This is a genomic window from Flavobacterium sp. CG_9.10, from assembly GCF_015752245.1.
Taxonomy (GTDB): Bacteria; Bacteroidota; Bacteroidia; order Flavobacteriales; family Flavobacteriaceae; genus Flavobacterium.
Map to the genome: position 1 here is coordinate 1 of NZ_JADOVD010000016.1, position 19,178 is coordinate 19,178.

A 19,178-nucleotide genomic window follows, 5' to 3' on the forward strand; every position below is an offset into this window, starting at 1 on the left:
AAAAACAAGCTAAAGCAGGCTAAAACCTCGTGAAGTGCCAAAATAAATAGAAAAATAAACGTTCCGTGATTTTTTATCGGACAACAATGATTATTAATAGATTTAAATTGTTAATTAATTGGATCCTGCCTTTGGATACGGGAATTATTAAAATGTTACAAATTACAAAATATTTTTTTTTAAATAATTGATTAGTAAACAGCAAACCTCAATAAACACGAGGTCTAAAATAAAAAAAGAAACACAAAAAAAATCCAAATTTCAACAATTGTTGAAATTTGGATTTTAATATTCCTTGTAAAGACGCAATGCAGTGCAACTCTACCATTCGTCATATTCCTATTAACCAACCAAATTAATAATTTTCCCTGGAACGATAATCACTTTATTTGGTGTCCTTCCTTCTAATTGTTTGATGGTTCTTTCGTCTTTCATTACAATTTCCTCGATTTGATCTTTGGTTAAATCCAAAGGTAAAACCATAGTGAAACGCATTTTTCCATTGAAAGAAACCGGATATTCCTTGCTGCTTTCCACTAAATGTTGCGCATCGAATATTGGAAAATCAACCGTTGCAATCGAACCACTATTTCCTAATAATGACCATAATTCCTCGGCGATGTGTGGCGCATAAGGCGAAATCAAAATCGCTAATGGTTGCAAAATTGCACGAGAATGACAGTTTTGAGTTGACAATTCATTCACACAAATCATAAACTGAGAAACCGAAGTATTGAAAGAGAAATTCTCGATATCCTCCGCTACTTTTTTGATGGTTTTGTGTAAACTTTTTAAGTTGTCTTTTGTGGGTTCATTATTGGTAACAATCAAACCATTTTCATCAAAATACAAACGACATAATTTTTTCAAGAAACCAAAAACTCCCGAAATTCCAGCAGTATTCCAAGGTTTTGCTTGTTCCAATGGTCCTAAGAACATTTCATACAAACGCAAGGTATCTGCTCCGTATTCGTTACAAATATCATCTGGAGTAACTACATTATATTTGGATTTCGACATTTTTTCGATTTCGCGTGAAACAAAAATTTTATCATTATTATTAGTTACAACTTTTCCATTTTCTCCAATAAAAATGGAATTCTTGTATTCACTATACAAAGGATCATTAATAAACTTCTCAATATCCAATTCATTTGTAACTTCATTAATTAATTTAATATTTACATGAATTACCTGTGCGCTTATTTCAATAATTTCTTTGCCGTTTACCTCTAAAATTTGCTCTCCATTTTCAAATTCTAAATAACAACCTCCCTCAATTTTTGTTTTCATTTTTGGCTGATTATTCGCAGATACAAAAACAAATGTTTTACCATCAAGGTTAATATTATAACGTCTAATCATCGCACTCATTCCCAAAATCATTCCCTGATTAATCAGTTTTTTGAAAGGTTCTTCCGTTGGTGCAAAGCCTTTGTCTTTTAAGAATTTATTCCAAAAACGGGAATACAACAAGTGACCGGTTGCGTGTTCGCTTCCGCCAATGTATAAATCCACGCTTTCCCAATAAGCCAAAGCTTCTTTGCTTGCAAATTCGTTTTCGTTGTGCGCATCCATATAACGCATCCAATACCAAGAACTTCCCGCCCAACCTGGCATGGTGTTCAATTCTAAAGGGAAAACGGTATTATTATCTACTAAATCTGTATTGATAACTTCATTGTTTTTGGTATCCCAAGCCCAAATTGTTGCATTTCCTAAAGGCGGTAATCCGTCTTCGGTTGGCAAATATTTTTCTACTTCGGGCAAAATGATTGGCAAATATTTTGAATCAATCATTTGCGGCAAGCCATTCACATAATACACCGGAAATGGTTCTCCCCAATATCTTTGGCGAGAGAAAACCGCATCACGCAAACGGTAATTCGTTTTTCCTTTTCCTTGGTTTAATTTTTCTAATTCCTCGATAACTTTTTGAGTTCCTTTTTTATAATCTAATCCATTTAGGAAATCAGAATCTACCAATTGAAAACCTTCTTTAGCTCCAAAAGCAGCTTCAGATATATCTTTATCAAAAATGTTCTTGATTTCCTGCATTCCGTTTTGACCTTTGAAGAAATTCGCAAAAGCATAATCTCTTTCATCGCCACAAGGAACCGCCATAACAGCTCCTGTTCCGTAACCCGCCAAAACATAATCCCCAATCCAAACCGGAATGCGTTCTTTCGTGAAAGGATGTTCTGCATACGCTCCGGTGAACACTCCCGTAATCGTTTTAACATCGGCCATACGCTCTCTTTCAGAACGTTTTGATGTTTTTTCTATATAGGATTCTACTTCCGATTTTTGTTCTGGAGTGGTGATTTGAGCAACCAACTCATGTTCCGGTGCCAATGTCATAAACGTAATTCCAAAAATGGTATCAGGACGAGTAGTAAACACATCAATAAAAGAGTCTAAAGTCGAAGGTCCAAAGTCTGAAAGTATAGCGTCACTTTCGACTTTCGACTTTTGACTTTTGACTTTAAAGGAAACAGTCGCTCCAACGGATTTTCCAATCCAGTTTCTCTGGCTTTCCTTGATGCTTTCACTCCAGTCAATATCATTCAAACCTTGTAACAAACGCTCTGCATAAGCGGAAATTCGCATACTCCATTGTGTCATTTTTTTACGAACAACTGTAAAACCGCCACGTTCCGAAACACCATTTACGATTTCGTCATTCGCCAAAACCGTCCCTAATCCCGGACACCAGTTTACCTCAGTCTCGGCCAAATAGGTCAATCTATATTGTAAAAGGATTTTCTCCTGCTGTTCTTTTGCGAAAGCGTTCCATTCATTTGCTAAAAAAATCTCTATATTTTCATCGCAAACGGCGTTGACATTTGCATTTCCATCTTTTTCGAAAATCGAAACCAAGGTCGAAATATCTTCTGCTTTGTCGTTGTTTTTATTGTACCAAGAATTGAATAGTTGGATGAAAATCCATTGCGTATGTTTGTAATAATCCGGGTTTGAAGTACGCACTTCACGACTCCAATCGAATGAAAATCCAATTTTATCCAACTGTTTTCTGTATCCGGAAATCTTATTACCTTCCTTATCAACTCCTCCGTCAATATTGACTGACGTGGTATCTTCCGGACGCTGACCTGTCTGAATCGCATATTGTTCCGCTGGCAACCCAAAACTGTCATAACCCATTGGGTGCAAAACATTAAATCCTTGGTGTCTTTTGTATCTGCAATACACATCAGAAGCGATGTAACCCAACGGATGCCCAACGTGCAATCCCGCTCCTGATGGATAAGGAAACATGTCAAGTACGTAATGTTTTGGTTTTTCGGAATTATTTTGTGCGGCAAAAGTTTGATTTTCTGCCCAATATTTCTGCCATTTGGCCTCTATTTCGTTCGGATTGTATTTCATAATATAAGATTCAAAGTAACGGAGTTACTAAGTTGCTGCGTTTTTTAGTGGAAACGTTTATTTTAGGTGCCAAATTTACGTTTATTGTACGAAAGTTAAAACTTTGAGCGTTATTAACTTTAAATAAAGAAATTCTTTATTATTTTTACCCAATAATTTCAATAAACTATGAGTTCTTCCTTTGATAATTTTCAAAAACGTCGGTTAATTTCCTCTTATTTTTCAGTAGTACTAAGTGTGTTCTTAGTCTTATTCCTATTGGGAATACTTGGGTTTTTTATTATAAATTCTAAAAAATTAGCTAACGATTTCAAAGAAAATATTGCGATGACCGTATTTTTCAAGAATGAAGCTAATGACAGTATTTTGAAAAATTTTGGAACTGAATTAAAAGCAAGCCGTTTTGTAAAATCATACGATTACGTAGCCAAAGAAGCTGCAGCAAAACAACATACAGATATTATTGGTGAAGATTTCTTGGAATTCCTTGGCGAAAACCCGCTACAAAACTCCTTTGACATTCATCTAAAAGCAGATTATGTAGTTAAGGACAGTATCGCAAAAATCGAAACTGGCTTGCGCAAAAACACAATGATCTCGGATATCGTTTATGACAAACAATTAGTGAATTTAGTCAATGACAATATTAAAAAAGTAAGTATGTGGATTTTAATCGTTAGTGTTTTTCTAACCTTTATAGCCGTTTTATTAATTAATAGTTCATTGCGTTTATCAATCCATTCGCACCGATTTATCATCAAAACCATGCAAATGGTTGGCGCGACAAAATCATTTATCAGAAAACCATTTGTAATACGAAGCTTAAAACTAGGTCTTTTGGGCGCTGGTTTAGCTATTATTGCGCTGGTAGGTGTTTTAATTTATGTTCAAACTAATTTCCCGAATCTTGGCATTCTTGATGACAAAGTACTAATTGGTTTGGTATTATTAGGCGTTTTAGGAATTGGTATTTTAATTACTTGGTTGAGTACTTACTTTGCTACACAACGTTTCTTGAATTTGAGAACAGACGACCTTTACTAGTATTCCCTGTTCAGTCTCAGTGTTCAGTGAATAAATGCAAAAAATAATAGAATATAAAACATGAAAAATAACGAACAAAACCACGAATTCCTTTTTGAGAAAGTAAATTATAAAATTCTATTAATTGGGATTGGAGTCATAGCACTTGGTTTTATACTCATGTCAGGTGGTGGAAGCGATAACCCAAATGTATTTAGTGAAGACATCTTCAGTTTCAGAAGAATTAGATTAGCACCAACAACTGTACTTATTGGTTTTGGAATCACTGTTTATGCTATTCTTAAAAATCCAAAAAAAGTTTAAATGAATACATTACAAGCTATTGTTCTTGCCATTATTGAAGGAATTACGGAATTTTTACCCGTTTCTTCAACTGGGCATATGATTATTGCCTCTTCTTTTTTTGGCATTGCACATGACGATTTTACCAAGCTTTTTACCATTGTAATTCAATTGGGAGCGATCCTTTCGGTGGTAGTTTTATATTTTAAACGATTTTTCCAATCCTTTGATTTTTATTTCAAATTGCTAGTTGCTTTTATTCCAGCGGTTGTTTTTGGATTGCTTTTCAGCAAAAAAATAGATGCTTTGCTAGAAAGCCCTGTTACAGTTGCCGTTTCTCTTTTGATTGGAGGAATCATTTTATTAAAAGTCGATGATTGGTTTTCGGTTCCCGAAGTTTCTTCGCCAGTAAGCAAAGAAATTACCTATCTACAAGCCTTTAAAATTGGTTTGTTCCAATGTCTTGCCATGATTCCAGGTGTTTCAAGAAGTGGCGCCAGTATTGTAGGCGGAATGTCTCAAAAACTATCTCGAACAACTGCAGCAGAATTTTCATTTTTCCTTGCCGTGCCAACGATGTTAGGCGCAACAGCAAAAAAATGTTATGACTATTACAAAGATGGTTATGTGCTGACTCACGACCAAATCAACTATCTTATTATTGGAAATGTTATTGCGTTTATAGTGGCACTTTTGGCTATAAAATCATTCATAGAATTTTTAAGTAAAAAAGGATTTAAACTTTTTGGTTATTACCGAATTGCGGCAGGAATTATACTATTGATAATCCACTTTTTTATTCATCCCTTGACTATTATTTAATGACAGCCGAAGAATTCTTAGAAGGACAAATTTTACTCATTGACAAACCACTGCATTGGACTTCCTTTCAAGCCGTGAATAAATTAAAATATGCGTTAATCAATAAACTGGGACTTCCAAAGAAGTTTAAGATTGGCCATGCCGGAACCTTAGATCCTTTGGCAACTGGATTGCTATTAGTTTGCACAGGGAAATTTACCAAAAGAATTACCGAACTTCAAGGTCAAGCCAAGGAATATACCGGAACTTTTCACATTGGAGCGACCACGCCTTCGTACGATTTAGAAACAGAAATAAATCAAACTTTTCCAACGGAACATATTGATGAGGCTTTGATTCATGAAACCGTGACACAATTTTTGGGCGAAATAGATCAAAAACCACCTATTTATTCTGCAATAAAAAAAGACGGCGTTCGCTTATACGAGCATGCCAGAGCGGGAGAAACCATCGAAATTGCTTTCAGAAAAACTACAATCCACGAATTTGAAATTACCAGAATAGCGCTACCAGAAATCGATTTTCGAGTCGTTTGCAGCAAAGGAACTTATATTCGCTCATTAGCTTTTGATTTTGGAAAGGCGATGAATTCGGGCTCTCATTTGACGGTTTTACGTCGAACAAAAATTGGTGATTATGATGTAAATGAAGCCATTGATGTCACAGCATTTGAGGATAGTTTAGAGGCAAATGTCTAGTGTTTTGAAATCATTGAAAACCCTCACCCTTTTTTTGTTTTTATCTTTTTCCGTTTATTCTCAAAACAAAAAATTTACTTATATACAATTTGACGTTACAATCCCTATAAGAGGAAATCCAGATAGAAATGTCGAGAATCAATATACCCATGAAAAAGGTTCTTGGTTTCTACCCGATGGTTTGGGAACCAAAATTGGATATGGAATCCATTACAAAAAATGGATTGCACTAGGGATTCATTGCGGAATTAACTGGGAAGTTACTGACAAATTAGTTGCTGTTCCTGTTTTTGCCAATTTTAAATTGAGCCCAAATATTGGTGACGAAACAAGAATTACACTCCAACTTGGTTTAGGAAAAGCAATAGCTCTGGGTCGAGGCGACTTAATGGGAGATTACAAAAAAATAAGTCTTGGTATACAAAACTCTGATGATGTTATACTTTTTATCGAATTAAATCATTATTCTTTCCCCATAAACAATCAAAGAGATTCTGGAAATATAAGTTTAGGTCTATCTCTAGTTACTTTCTAAGTTAAATTAACTTTCTAAATCAGCCATTAAATTAATTAGTTCTTCTTGAGTAGTTAATCCTTTATCATGCAAATACCATAATTGCAAATCGGTTTTTGCCTTTTCATCAAGAGTTCCAAATTCTTTTTTATAGTTTTTGATTAAATCAGCTGCTCCTTTTGGTCTTGGTCCCCAATGTCCCAATAAATTTCCCGTTTCTTTATCAATGATGATTACAATTGGAATTGCTTTTCCTTTATTGGTTAAATACAAATTCATCAGATCTTCATTCTCATCGCGCAAAACGATTTTCAATTCTATTTTACCTGATTCTATAGCCATTTTATTGACAATAGGCATTATTTGTGCGGCATCACCACACCATCCTTCGGAAATAACTAACCAGATGTATTCTCCTTTTAAAGACTTTAATTTAAAACCGTTTTCGTCCGTAATATCCATCGTTTTATCTAAACGATTCATTCGGGTTTCATTTAGCGTACTGTAAAGTGTCAAATCCTCGGATTGCTCATTACCTGTTGATTTATTTTCAAGTAATAAATCGGAAACTAGTTTTCTATATTCTGCGTACGAATGACTATTAAATAATGCTTTAGCTATTTGGACTTTCATAATTGGAAATTTATTTTCACAAAGTTACCATAAAAATGGGGTTTAAATATGACATATATCACTTTCAAATGGACAAAAAGAGTATTTTTATCACAAATAAAGAAAATGGATTTAAAAACAAAATCAATTGGACTGATACTTTCGGGCGGAGGCTCTAAGGGGTTGGCGCATGCTGGAGCAATTAAATTTTTAGAAGAACAAAACATTCGTCCGGCTCGAATAGCTGGGACTAGTGCCGGATCAATTGTTGGCGCCATGTATGCTTGGGGAAAAACGCCTGAAGAAATCCTGGAATTTTTTAAATCGATCTATCTTTTCCATTGGAAACACCTTACTTTCAAGAAAGCAGGATTAATTGATTCCGAATCCTTCAAAAGTTATTTCTACTCTATTTTTAAAGATGCTACATTGGAAGAATTAAAAATCCCAGTACAAATAACAGCAACTAATATGGTAAGAGGGAAACTAAAGGTATTTGGCCCCCATACTAAAATTATTGATGCTGTTCTCGCCTCTTCAGCATTTCCTGGGATTATGTCACCCTATGAGATTAAAGGGGAATTATATAGCGATGGGGGCATTTTAAATCATTTCCCAACAGATATTTTACAAGGTCATTGCGACACTTTAATTGGTGTTTACGTTAGTCCAATTCAAAAAATCGAAGCAAAAGATTTAAATTCCATTAAAGCTGTCACGACCCGAGCTTTTGATATCCTTTCGGCAAATTCAAATATGCACAAGTTCAATAATTGTGATTGGGTAATAGAACCAAAGGCTTTATCTCTTTACAGCACATTCGAAACTAATAAAATTAAGATGGATGCTGTTTTTAATATTGGCTATGAAGCCGCCAAAAAATCCTACGAAAAACTTAATTTATAAAATTTAGGCAACACTATTTTAAAAAAACAGAATATGTCTATATTTGCACCAATCAACTCAACACAACATGAAATACAAAAGAATTCTTCTAAAACTAAGTGGGGAAGCCTTAATGGGCGACTTGCAATACGGAATTGACCCAAAAAGATTAGCTGAATATGCCGATGAAATCAACCAAATCCATGAAAAAGGAGTAGAAATAGCCATTGTGATAGGTGGCGGAAATATTTTTAGAGGAGTTGCCGGAGCAAGTGCAGGAATGGACAGAGTTCAAGGTGATTATATGGGAATGTTAGCGACGGTCATCAATGGTATGGCTTTACAAGGAGCGCTTGAAGACAAAGGAATGAAAACCCGTTTACAAACAGCCTTGAAAATGGAATCCATTGCTGAACCTTATATTAAAAGAAGAGCCGTTCGTCATCTTGAAAAAGGAAGAATCGTAATTTTTGGTGCAGGAACAGGAAATCCATATTTTACTACAGATACTGCTGCCGTTTTGCGTGGTGTGGAAATAGATGCTGATGTGATACTAAAAGGAACTCGAGTTGATGGTGTATATGACTGTGATCCTGAGAAAAATGCCTCTGCTGTGAAATTTGATTTTATTTCATTTGATGACGTTCTAAAAAAAGGATTAAACGTAATGGATACTACCGCATTCACTTTGAGTCAGGAAAACAAACTGCCAATAGTAGTTTTTGACATGAATAAAGTAGGGAATTTATTGAAAATCTGTGAAGGAGAAAATATAGGAACCGTAGTAAATATATAAAAACAAGAAAGCAGTTTTCAGCTAGAATTAAAACTGAAACTGAATACCGAACACTGAATACTAAGAAATTATGACCGAAGAAATTGAATTTATATTAGATAGTACTAAAGAATCAATGACTGGCACTATTGCCCATTTAGAAAAAGAATTCTTGAACATTCGTGCAGGAAAAGCATCACCGGCAATGCTAGGAAGTGTTTTTGTTGATTATTATGGTTCAGCAACCCCGCTTTCACAAGTTTCGAAAATTAGTGTTCCGGATGCCCGAACTATTACATTGCAACCTTTTGAAAAAAACATGTTGCATCATATTGAGAAAGCAATTATGGTAGCGAACATTGGTTTTAATCCAATGAACAATGGTGATTTAATAATCATAAGCGTTCCGCCATTAACCGAAGAAAGAAGACGTGATCTTGCAAAACAGGCAAAAGTAGAAGCCGAAGATGCAAAAGTAGGTATAAGAAATTCTCGTAAAGATGCCAATACCGATATTAAAAAATTGGAAAAAGAAGGAACATCCGAAGATATCTGTAAAGATGCCGAAGAAGAAGTTCAAAGTCTAACTAATACTTTCATTAGGAAAATAGATGAACTTTTAGTTTCGAAAGAAGCTGAAATCATGAAGGTTTAAGCTTGTAATAAATCCATAAAAAAATCCGTCTCATTTAATAATGGGACGGATTTTCATTTGTAACAAAATATTGTTTTAAATTAGTGCTTTAAAATCAAAACTGACGGAACTTCACTTAACCAATCACTTCTCGAATCGACTAAGGCTTTCCAGCTTTCGAGACTAATTAGCATTAAATTCTGCTTGTCTAAAAATTCCTTTTTGACATTTTCTTCTTTTATTAAACCTATATTATTAGGGTATTTTTGTTTTAATGAATTTATAGCACTTTCCATCACAAAATTGGTATTGACAATTCCATTTACATCCAAAATCATGATTTTTGAATCGTTATTATAAATTAATTTTTGCACGTAATCAATCAAGAATGAATCTTCAGGACTAAAAATGGGAATAAAAACTTGGTTTACATTTTGCAAATCTTTGTCAATCAAAATCCCCAAAGGCATTTTAGTTTTGGCAATAATCTGCCTTGTTCTTTCATCAAATGGGGAATTTTCAAAAAGTCCTTCTTTTCCGGTAAATTTATCAATTAAACGATCCGGATTGATAATCCTTGTGGTAAAACCAATTACTTTTCCAAGTATAGTTCCTTCAAAAATTGATTTTCCAAGACCTATTAACAACAAGTCATAATCTCCTTGATTAGCAACATCTGCAATCTCAGTTTCAATGTCCATGGTAGCTTTAAAAATAGTGGTAATGTCTTGATTCAGCAGTTGTGATTCTTCAACAATAGGGTAAAAACTATTTTTTTCTTTGTCTTCCATATTGAATTGGTGCATTTCATCACTTAATGACAAATGCATAACTGTAATACTGGAGGATTCTTTTTGTTTTTTTATAAAACTATTTGCCAATCGCAAGAGTGACTTTCCTTTTTCATTATTTCCAAAAGAAATTAATATTCGATATTTATTGTGCTGGGATGCTTCCAAGGCATCACTGCTATCCTTAGTTTTGAAAATATAATTGATCAAATCTAAAGCCGGACCGGTCATAAAAGTCGTCACCAAGGCCATAATAACCATCATCGTAAAAACTTCTGGAGTCAAAACTTTAAGTTCTAATCCTATGTTCAATACAATTAATTCCATTAATCCTCTAGTGTTCATCAAGGCACCAATAGTGAAGCTATCTCGCCAGTTCTGCCCTACGAATTTAGCCGCCAAAGCGCTTCCAAGAAATTTACCAACAACAGCTACCAAAATAATAAACCCGGTAACTTTCCATAAATATGGATCGTTGATTAGTCCAATTTCTGTTTTTAAACCCGTGAAAACAAAAAACAAAGGCAATAAAAGTATGACGGAAACATCCTCTACTTTTTCGATGAATATGGTTCTGAATTTAGGAACATCGGGCATAATCGCACCTGCCATAAAAGCTCCAAATAAGGCATGAATTCCTATAACTTCAGTTGCGTAAGACGAAAGTATAAGCACCAGAAAAAAGATTGCCACGACTGGTTTTATGATACTGTCTTTAGAACCATATAAATCACCAATTCTTTTCAAAAAAGGCTTCACAATAAACAGCATGGCAACAACATAGATCACCGCTAGCATAATAATATATAAGGAGCTGACAAAAGTTCCCGCTTTTACAATCGCAATTACCACCGCAAGGATACACCAAGCCGTAATATCATCGGCGGCGGCACAAGTAATTACTATGGCTCCAAGTCTGGTTTTATGGATTCCTCTTTCTTGGACTATTCTTGCCAAAACCGGAAAAGCAGTTATACTCATGGCGATTCCCATAAACAAACTGAAAGAAAGAAATTTAACACCCTCAGGAGCAAATCTATTGTAAACAAAATACGCTAAACCAATACCCAGTGCAAAAGGAATAACAATACTAGCGTGGCTTATGACTACGGCTTCATTAGCTTTATTCTTTAGTACTTTCAAATCGAGTTCCATACCTATGACGAACATAAAAAGTATCAAACCTATTTGGCTCAAAAATTTCAAGTTCCCTAAAGATTCTACTGGAAATAAAGCAGCTGAAAATTCAGGAAAATACATTCCCAATAAGGAGGGTCCAAGCACAATTCCTGCAATAATTTCACCTATAACCGACGGTTGCCCAATTTTTTTAAAAACCCATCCAAAAAAACGAGCTACCAGTATTATTGTTATAATTTGTGCCAAAAGTATCGCTAATGGATCTTGTAAACTGTGCGCCATCGAAGTCATAAAATCATTCCAAGAACCGTTTTCAATTCCCGAAACCGGAATTTTTTTACTTACTTCTAAGCTCTTTCCTTTTTTTATAATCCAATAAATTAACGCAGTAAAACCTCCAGTTACACCAAAATAAAATAATGCATTTTTATACTTTTTCATAAATATCTTTAAATATACATTCTCTTCTTTATAAAGCAAAGATGAGAAAATCAAATGTATAATTTATATCGCACAAAATTATGATATTGTAAAATAAAAAAGTCCCTGTTTTCCTAACAGCATCTCCAATATATAGTAGTTATCTTTACGGTTTAATCTGTTTTGATTACATTTGCATCCACTTTAATACATTTATGAAAAAGAAATTAAAAGTTGGTTTTTGGGAAATGATTGCCCGAATTGTACTTACAAACAGAATAGTCATACTTGGAGTAATTCTTGCATTGACCGTTTTCCTGGGACTTCAATGGAAAAACCTAGGAATGACGTACACTGAAGCCAATTTACTTCCAAAAAAACACATCGTAAATCAACAATATGAAGATTTCTTAAGCAAATTTGGAGAAGAAGGTAATCTTATTGTAATTGGTTTCAAAGACAACGCCTTTTTTACTCCAAAAGCTTTTGCTGCTTGGAATGAATTAATGACTGGCTTGAAGAATTCAAAAGAAGTGGAACTGGTGGTTTCTTTGAATGATTTAAAAAAATTACAAAAAAACGAAACCGAAGAAAAATTCGAATTGGTTCCGCTTATTGACCAAAAACAAACAGTAGATCCCGCTTATTTACAGAAAATAAAAAACGAACTTTTCAATAATCTGCCTTTTTACGAAGGTTTGTTGTTCAATAAACAATCCGGAAGTATTCGTTCGGCAGTGTATTTAAATAAGAAAATCGTCAATACTGCGGCTCGAAAAACATTTATTATTGAAAACCTTGTCCCAAAAATTGAAAAATTTGAGAAAACAACTGGTATAGATCTGCGCGTTTCCGGTATGCCTTATATCAGAACCATAAATGCCGAGAATATGAAAGGCGAAATCGGGCTGTTTATTGGCGCGGCATTGTCCATTACTTCATTGATTTTCTTCCTTTTCTTCCGTTCGTTTCGCGCTACATTTATTTCGATTTGTATTTTGCTTTTTGGAGTAATGTGGTCTTTTGGAACGCTCGGATTATTTCATTACAAAATCACCATTCTTACTGCTATAATTCCTCCTTTGATAATTGTCATTGGGATAACCAATTGTATTTTCCTAATCAATAAATACCAGCAGGAAATAAAAATTCACCACAATCAGGCCAAAGCTTTGCAACGTGTGATTTCTAAAATTGGGGTTTCTACGTTGATGACCAATTTAACAACGGCAGCAGGTTTTGCCACCTTTATGATTACCGGAAACGATTTACTTTTCGAATTTGGATTAGTAACCTCAATCAACGTTATTTCCGTTTATCTGCTTACTCTTGTGGTTGTGCCTATTTTTTACAGTTTTATGCCGTTGCCAAAGGAAAAACATTTATACCATTTAAATAAAAATTACATTTCAACTTTATTGGATAGGGTTGAAAATATCGTGAAATACAAACGAAAAACAATTTATATCATTTATGCTTTGTTACTGGTATTTAGCGTAATTGGGGTTTCACAGATGAAAGTTTCAGGAAGTTTGATTGGCGAAATGCCTAAAACTGCTTCTTTCTTTAAAGATATTATTTTCTTCGAAAAAGAATTCAATGGAGTCATGCCTTTGGAAATTATGATTAACACCAAACATAAAAAAGGCGTTATGAAATTGTCCACAATGAAAAAAATGGATGAATTGCAAAAGACGATTTCAGGAATTCCAGAATTGTCGAAACCTATTTCGATTGTGAATTTGGTTAAATACTCCAAACAAGCGTATTACAACGGAAATCCTGAATATTACGAATTACCGACTTCGCAAGAGCAAACATTCATTCTTTCGTACGCCAAAAATGCCACTAAAAATACTAAAGAAAATTTGATGAAAAGCTATGTGGATTCTACGGGACAATACGCCAGAATCACCACTTTCATGAAAGACATTGGCACCAAAGAAATGGCAGTTGTCGAAAAGAAATTGCATCAAAAAATTGACAAAATATTCCCAAAAGACCGTTATGAAGTAACACTTACCGGAAAAGCACTAGTTTTCCAGAAAGGGACATCTTACCTGATAAATAACCTTATCGAATCGCTTATTTTTGCCATTTTGCTAATTGCTGGATTAATGTTTTATTTATTTAGATCCGGAAAAATGGTACTCGCATCCGTAATTACCAATATTTTACCGCTTTGTATTACGTCTGGATTGATGGGTTATTTCGGGATTCCGTTGAAGCCCTCTACGATTTTAGTGTTCAGCATCGCTTTTGGTATTTCGGTGGATAATGCCATTCAGTTTATGGCAAAATACCGTTTGGATTTAATTCAAAACAACGGAAAAGTAAAAAAATCAGTTTTTAGCGCATTGAGAGAAACCGGTATCAGTACTTTTTACACTTCTGTGGTTTTGATTTTAGGATTTGCAACTTTCACGCTTTCGAGCTTCAGTGGAACGATTGCATTGGGCGGATTAATTTCTTGCACCTTGTTATTTGCTATGTTTGCTAATCTACTGGTTTTACCTGCATTGGTGTTGACTTTTGAAAAGAAAAAAGCCAAAAAAGAAGATCTTATTGAGACAGACGTTGACGCTTAATTTTTAATTGTCGTTATGAGAAACGAAGCAATCACGAGCTATTTTCTCTCTTGTTCTAAAGACGAAATTGCAATCTTTACAAATACAAAATCCAGCTTTTCAAATGCTGGATTTTTTTTATTACGAAAGAATTTTCATTACAAACGAAGTTCAATGCGCTACTCAGCTAGTTCAAGTTTTCCTTTTATTCCAAACAAAACAGTAAGAACAAAGAATCCATCGCTAATCATGTCGCATTTAAATCTTCTGATAAAAATTTATGGCTATGCTGACCACACCATTATAGAAATTGACATCAATTAAGCGGGATGCTTTCTCTACCTGAGGAAATTACTGTTTTTTACTAACCTTCTTCAAAGCAACTTCTAAACTTTTATAATCTGATAGAACTTTAGCAATTGTACCTTCTTTATTAATAATAAAATGCGTCGGAAATGCATTGAGTTGTAAGGTCAAATTCATGTAGGTTTTCATATCAGGAACAACCGAATAAGAAAGCGGTTTTTTTTCTAAAAATAACATTAATTGTTCCGGTGTATCTTCTGCTAAACTTATAAAAATCACGTCTTTTCTATCTTTATATTTTTTAACTAAATTATTGACTTCGGGAAATTCTTTAATGCAAGCTGTGCAATGTATATACCAACATTTTATGACAACAATTTTTCCTTTAAGGTTTTCATTTGTAATTAAATTACCGTTTAAATCTTTAAATGAAAATTTTGGAAATGGCTTCCCTTCTTTCTTAAGGTTTTGCTTCTCGTTGAACGCAGCTTCAGAAATTGTAGCTTTTATACTTGTGTCTGAAGTTGGCTCAATCTTAAAAAGTTTGTAATAAAAAACATTCTTGTCTGATTTTAAACGAATTGGAATATAATTCCCTTCACTTAACGCTTGAAGGAAAGCCTGTTTAGTAATTTCTTTTGAATTAGAATCCAATGGTACAAAATCGATAGAAAGCATGATGTTATTGTATTGGTACGTCCACCAGTCCATAAACTTTTTTTGAATTTCAACAGGATTTACCTCAGGCTTTCCTAATTTGGTTTGTTCCGAACAAGATATAAATAGTACAAAAAAAGCGAGGATATAAATTATTTTTTTCATTAGAAATAGATAAGCAACTAATTTAGGTGATTTTTATTAAAAATAGCAACTAGCATTTGTATATTCTCAGAAATTGATTGCTTTGTGGCCCTATAAATTGAAAGACAACGCATCTCATTATTTGGTCTTTCAATTACAAATGTTATGGAATTTTCAGTAATCTACACCGAAAAAACCCAATTGTTTCTATGTACTTAGCCCCGATAGCAGCGGTATCCTTTTACTTTTTGCTGCAAAAAGTAAAAGATATAGCGAATAGCGGGAAATAGCTCCTGATTACATCATTTCTCACTATGACAATTACAAACAAATCATTTATATTTGCATTTCGGTTACAAGACAATTTTTAATATCAACTATATACATAAAATGAGACATACAAAAGTTAAAGACTTACTAAACAGTACCACGACGCTTCATGAAGTAAATGCAAAAGGATGGGTGAGAACTTTTAGAAACAATCAATTTATTGCCTTAAACGATGGTTCGACCATTGATAATATTCAATGTGTAGTCGATTTTGAGAATACGCCAGACGAAACCTTGAAGAGAATTACGACTGGTGCAGCGATATCGGTAACGGGAACTCTAGTGGAAAGTAAAGGTGCCGGACAAAAATTTGAGATTCAGGTAGCTAAACTGGAAATCCTTGGAGATTCGGATGCGGAGAAATTCCCGATACAACCAAAGAACAAACCGAGCTTGGATTTCTTGCGTGAAAATGCGCATTTAAGAGTTCGTACCAATATGTTTGGAGCGATTATGAGAGTACGTTCCGTATTATCGTATGCGGTTCACAGTTATTTTCAAGAGAAAGGTTTTGTATATGTAAACACGCCAATCATCACCGGATCTGATGCAGAAGGTGCCGGTGAAATGTTCAAAGTTACCGCTTTGCCATTTGACGGAACGCCAAGAACTGAAGACGGAAAAGTAAATTATAAAGAAGATTTCTTCGGAAAAGAGACCAACTTAACGGTTTCGGGACAACTGGAAGGAGAAACTTTTGCGATGGCTTTGGGTCAGATTTATACTTTTGGACCTACGTTTAGAGCCGAAAACTCGAATACTTCGCGTCACCTTGCAGAATTTTGGATGATTGAGCCAGAGGTGGCTTTCAATGATTTGAATGACAACATGGATTTGGCAGAAGACTTTATTCAGTACGTGATTAAATACACCTTGGACAAATGTCCTGAGGATTTAAAATTCTTGGAAACACGTTTATTGGACGAAGAGAAATCGAAACCAGCTGCTGACAGAAGCGAAATGCCTTTGTTGGAAAAATTAAATTTTGTGTTGGAAAATAATTTCAAACGTGTTTCTTATACGGAAGCGATTGACATTTTGAGAGATTGTACGCCAAATAAAAAGAAAAAATTCAACTATATTATCAACGAATGGGGCGCTGATTTACAAAGTGAACACGAGCGTTATTTAGTAGAGAAACATTTTAAATGTCCGGTAATCTTGTTTGATTATCCAGCCAATATCAAAGCATTTTACATGCGTTTGAACGAAGACGGAAAAACGGTTCGCGCAATGGATATCTTGTTCCCTGGAATTGGAGAAATCGTAGGAGGTTCTCAAAGAGAGGAACGTTTTGATGTTTTAGTCGAAAAAATGAAAGCCTTAGGAATTGACGAGGAAGAGTTATGGTGGTACCTAGATACGCGTAGATTCGGTTCAGCAGTTCACTCTGGTTTTGGACTTGGATTCGAGAGATTGGTATTATTTGTAACGGGAATGACAAACATACGCGACGTAATTCCGTTCCCGAGAACACCAATGAATGCAGAATTTTAAAAATTTGTTTCAGGTTTAAAGTTTAAAGTTGTTGAACGTTCTGCAACCTTAAACTTTAAACCTTAAACTTTTAAACAATAAAAATGCTAAAGCAATTCTTAAATTTAAAATTATCCCAGAAATTATCTCCTCAACAAATTCAGTTGATGAAGTTAATTCAATTGCCTACGCAAGCTTTTGAGCAACGATTACTCGAAGAAATGAATGAAAATCCAGCCTTGGAAACTGGAAAGGAAGAGGATGAGTATGAAAAAGACGAGTTCGAAAACGAAGATTACGATGATTATGATGACGCCGAATCAGAGCGAATTGATGCCGAAGACATAAACATAGACGAATATTTAAGTAACGACGAAACTCCCGATTACAAAACACAAGCGAACAATTATAGTGACGACGATGAAGATCGCGAAACACCTTTTGCAGCTCCAGTAAGTTTTCACCAAGATTTAATCAATCAGTTGAATACGTTCATCTTGAATGACGAAGAGCGTGAAATTGCCGAATTCCTAGTGGGAAGCATTGATGACATGGGTTATATCCGTCGCAGTGTTCCTGATATGGTGGACGATATGGCCTTTACTCAAGGTATTTATACTGATGAGAAAATGGTGGAAAAAATGTTACAAGTTATTCATGAACTAGAACCATCAGGTGTGGGAGCGCGGGATTTGCAGGAATGTTTATTGTTGCAATTAAAGCATAAAACCCCAACGGAATATGTGGAATTGGCTACTGATATTATCGAAAATCAGTTTGATGCTTTTACCAAAAAACATTACGAAAAACTAATCCAAAAATATAATGTTTCGAATGAGCAACTTAAAAAAGCCATTTATGAAATCGAAAAACTGAATCCGAAACCGGGTGGTGCTTTCACCGGAAACAATAAAATTACCGAAAATGTAGTTCCTGATTTTGCTATCAGAATTGTGGACGGCGAGCTGGAATTGACTCTAAACGGAAGAAATGCTCCTTCTCTGCATGTTTCCAAAGATTATCAAGAAATGATGCAAACCTACAAGGATTCCCGCGATAAATCAGCACAGCAAAAAGATGCAGTGCAATTTATCAAACAAAAACTGGATTCGGCAAAGTGGTTTATCGATGCGATACGCCAGCGTCAAGAAACGCTGTTTGTGACGATGAATGCCATCATGCATTATCAGGAAGAATACTTCCTTGATGGAGATGAAACCAAGTTGAAACCCATGATTTTAAAAGACATTGCTGACATGGTGGGTCTTGACATTTCGACGGTTTCTCGTGTGGCAAATAGTAAATACGTAGAAACGCCGTATGGCACCAAACTGATAAAAGAATTCTTCTCGGAATCCATGAAAAACGATCAAGGCGAAGATGTTTCAACACTGGAAATCAAGAAAATTCTTCAGAATACGATTGAGGAAGAAGACAAGAAAAAACCACTTCCGGACGATCAGTTAGCCGAAATTCTAAAAGAAAAAGGCTATCCAATTGCTAGAAGAACGATTGCAAAATACAGAGAACAACTCGATATTCCTGTAGCGAGAATGAGGAAGAAGATGTAAGAAATTGCGCATTTATAAATACTTGAATAGGAGAAATATGTTTTGAAACACGTTTCTCCTATTCAAGTATTTTTTTTTAAAATATCATTAAAAGTGGGTATTGCGTACGGATTTAAAAAA

Annotated in this window: 16 protein-coding genes; 12 read left to right on the plus strand and 4 right to left on the minus strand. The window is 34.7% G+C overall.

Annotated features, from left to right (window positions below; all coding sequences use genetic code 11):
* Window positions 1-342: 342 nt before the first annotated feature.
* Window positions 343-3,390 carry a leucine--tRNA ligase gene (locus IWX84_RS13000; RefSeq protein ID WP_196851194.1) on the minus strand — a complete coding sequence of 1,016 codons (3,048 nt, stop codon included), beginning with the start codon at window positions 3,388-3,390 and terminating at the stop codon, window positions 343-345.
* 168 nt (window positions 3,391-3,558) lie between these two features.
* On the opposite strand from IWX84_RS13000, the gene IWX84_RS13005 reads away from it, so the two are divergent.
* From IWX84_RS13005 to IWX84_RS13025, 5 genes are read left to right on the plus strand one after another with little or no spacing between them, the layout of a single operon-like run.
* Window positions 3,559-4,434 (plus strand): cell division protein FtsX, encoded by an 876-nt coding sequence (locus IWX84_RS13005; protein ID WP_196851195.1) that lies wholly within the window; start codon window positions 3,559-3,561, stop codon window positions 4,432-4,434.
* A 60-nt stretch (window positions 4,435-4,494) separates the two neighbouring features.
* The gene (locus tag IWX84_RS13010) at window positions 4,495-4,737 is read left to right on the plus strand and encodes a DUF3098 domain-containing protein (RefSeq protein WP_196851196.1); all 243 of its coding nucleotides are present in this window, start codon (window positions 4,495-4,497) and stop codon (window positions 4,735-4,737) included.
* Entirely contained in the window at window positions 4,738-5,538 is an 801-nt protein-coding gene (locus IWX84_RS13015; RefSeq protein WP_196851197.1) for an undecaprenyl-diphosphate phosphatase, read from the plus strand.
* Window positions 5,538-6,236, plus strand: coding sequence for a tRNA pseudouridine(55) synthase TruB (gene truB / locus IWX84_RS13020; RefSeq protein ID WP_196851198.1), 699 nt, complete (start codon window positions 5,538-5,540; stop codon window positions 6,234-6,236). The genes IWX84_RS13015 and truB overlap by 1 nt, the downstream gene beginning before the upstream one ends.
* A 34-nt stretch (window positions 6,237-6,270) precedes the next feature.
* Window positions 6,271-6,771: a hypothetical protein gene (locus IWX84_RS13025; RefSeq protein WP_231385495.1), complete on the plus strand. Its 501-nt coding sequence runs from the start codon at window positions 6,271-6,273 to the stop codon at window positions 6,769-6,771.
* Between the two features lie 6 nt (window positions 6,772-6,777).
* Here the strand turns inward: IWX84_RS13025 and IWX84_RS13030 are convergent, their stop codons facing one another.
* A complete protein-coding gene (locus tag IWX84_RS13030; RefSeq protein ID WP_196851200.1) occupies window positions 6,778-7,383 on the minus strand; it encodes a thioredoxin family protein in 606 nt (201 codons plus the stop codon).
* A 105-nt stretch (window positions 7,384-7,488) separates the two neighbouring features.
* Between IWX84_RS13030 and IWX84_RS13035 the strand changes: the two genes are divergently transcribed.
* The 3 genes from IWX84_RS13035 (at window position 7,489) to frr (ending at window position 9,677) form a co-directional block, all read left to right on the plus strand.
* Entirely contained in the window at window positions 7,489-8,268 is a 780-nt protein-coding gene (locus IWX84_RS13035) for a patatin-like phospholipase family protein (protein WP_196851259.1), read from the plus strand.
* A gap of 67 nt (window positions 8,269-8,335) precedes the next feature.
* Entirely contained in the window at window positions 8,336-9,043 is a 708-nt protein-coding gene (gene pyrH, locus IWX84_RS13040) for a UMP kinase (protein WP_196851201.1), read from the plus strand.
* A 70-nt stretch (window positions 9,044-9,113) separates the two neighbouring features.
* On the plus strand, window positions 9,114-9,677 hold the full coding sequence (gene frr, locus IWX84_RS13045) for a ribosome recycling factor (protein ID WP_196851202.1): 564 nt from the start codon (window positions 9,114-9,116) through the stop codon (window positions 9,675-9,677).
* A gap of 80 nt (window positions 9,678-9,757) precedes the next feature.
* On the opposite strand, the gene IWX84_RS13050 is transcribed toward frr, so the two are convergent.
* Window positions 9,758-12,028 carry a cation:proton antiporter gene (locus IWX84_RS13050; protein WP_196851203.1) on the minus strand — a complete coding sequence of 757 codons (2,271 nt, stop codon included), beginning with the start codon at window positions 12,026-12,028 and terminating at the stop codon, window positions 9,758-9,760.
* 194 nt (window positions 12,029-12,222) lie between these two features.
* On the opposite strand from IWX84_RS13050, the gene IWX84_RS13055 reads away from it, so the two are divergent.
* Entirely contained in the window at window positions 12,223-14,595 is a 2,373-nt protein-coding gene (locus IWX84_RS13055) for an efflux RND transporter permease subunit (RefSeq protein ID WP_196851204.1), read from the plus strand.
* A gap of 15 nt (window positions 14,596-14,610) precedes the next feature.
* Window positions 14,611-14,898 (plus strand): hypothetical protein, encoded by a 288-nt coding sequence (locus IWX84_RS13060; RefSeq protein ID WP_196851205.1) that lies wholly within the window; start codon window positions 14,611-14,613, stop codon window positions 14,896-14,898.
* Window positions 14,899-14,925: 27 nt separating this feature from the next.
* Here the strand turns inward: IWX84_RS13060 and IWX84_RS13065 are convergent, their stop codons facing one another.
* Window positions 14,926-15,702 (minus strand): TlpA family protein disulfide reductase, encoded by a 777-nt coding sequence (locus tag IWX84_RS13065; RefSeq protein ID WP_196851206.1) that lies wholly within the window; start codon window positions 15,700-15,702, stop codon window positions 14,926-14,928.
* 369 nt (window positions 15,703-16,071) lie between these two features.
* Between IWX84_RS13065 and asnS the strand changes: the two genes are divergently transcribed.
* Together asnS and rpoN are read left to right on the plus strand one after the other, a co-directional pair.
* Window positions 16,072-17,508 (plus strand): asparagine--tRNA ligase, encoded by a 1,437-nt coding sequence (asnS, locus tag IWX84_RS13070; protein WP_196851207.1) that lies wholly within the window; start codon window positions 16,072-16,074, stop codon window positions 17,506-17,508.
* Between the two features lie 83 nt (window positions 17,509-17,591).
* Window positions 17,592-19,058 carry an RNA polymerase factor sigma-54 gene (gene rpoN, locus IWX84_RS13075; protein WP_196851208.1) on the plus strand — a complete coding sequence of 489 codons (1,467 nt, stop codon included), beginning with the start codon at window positions 17,592-17,594 and terminating at the stop codon, window positions 19,056-19,058.
* Window positions 19,059-19,178: the final 120 nt, after the last annotated feature.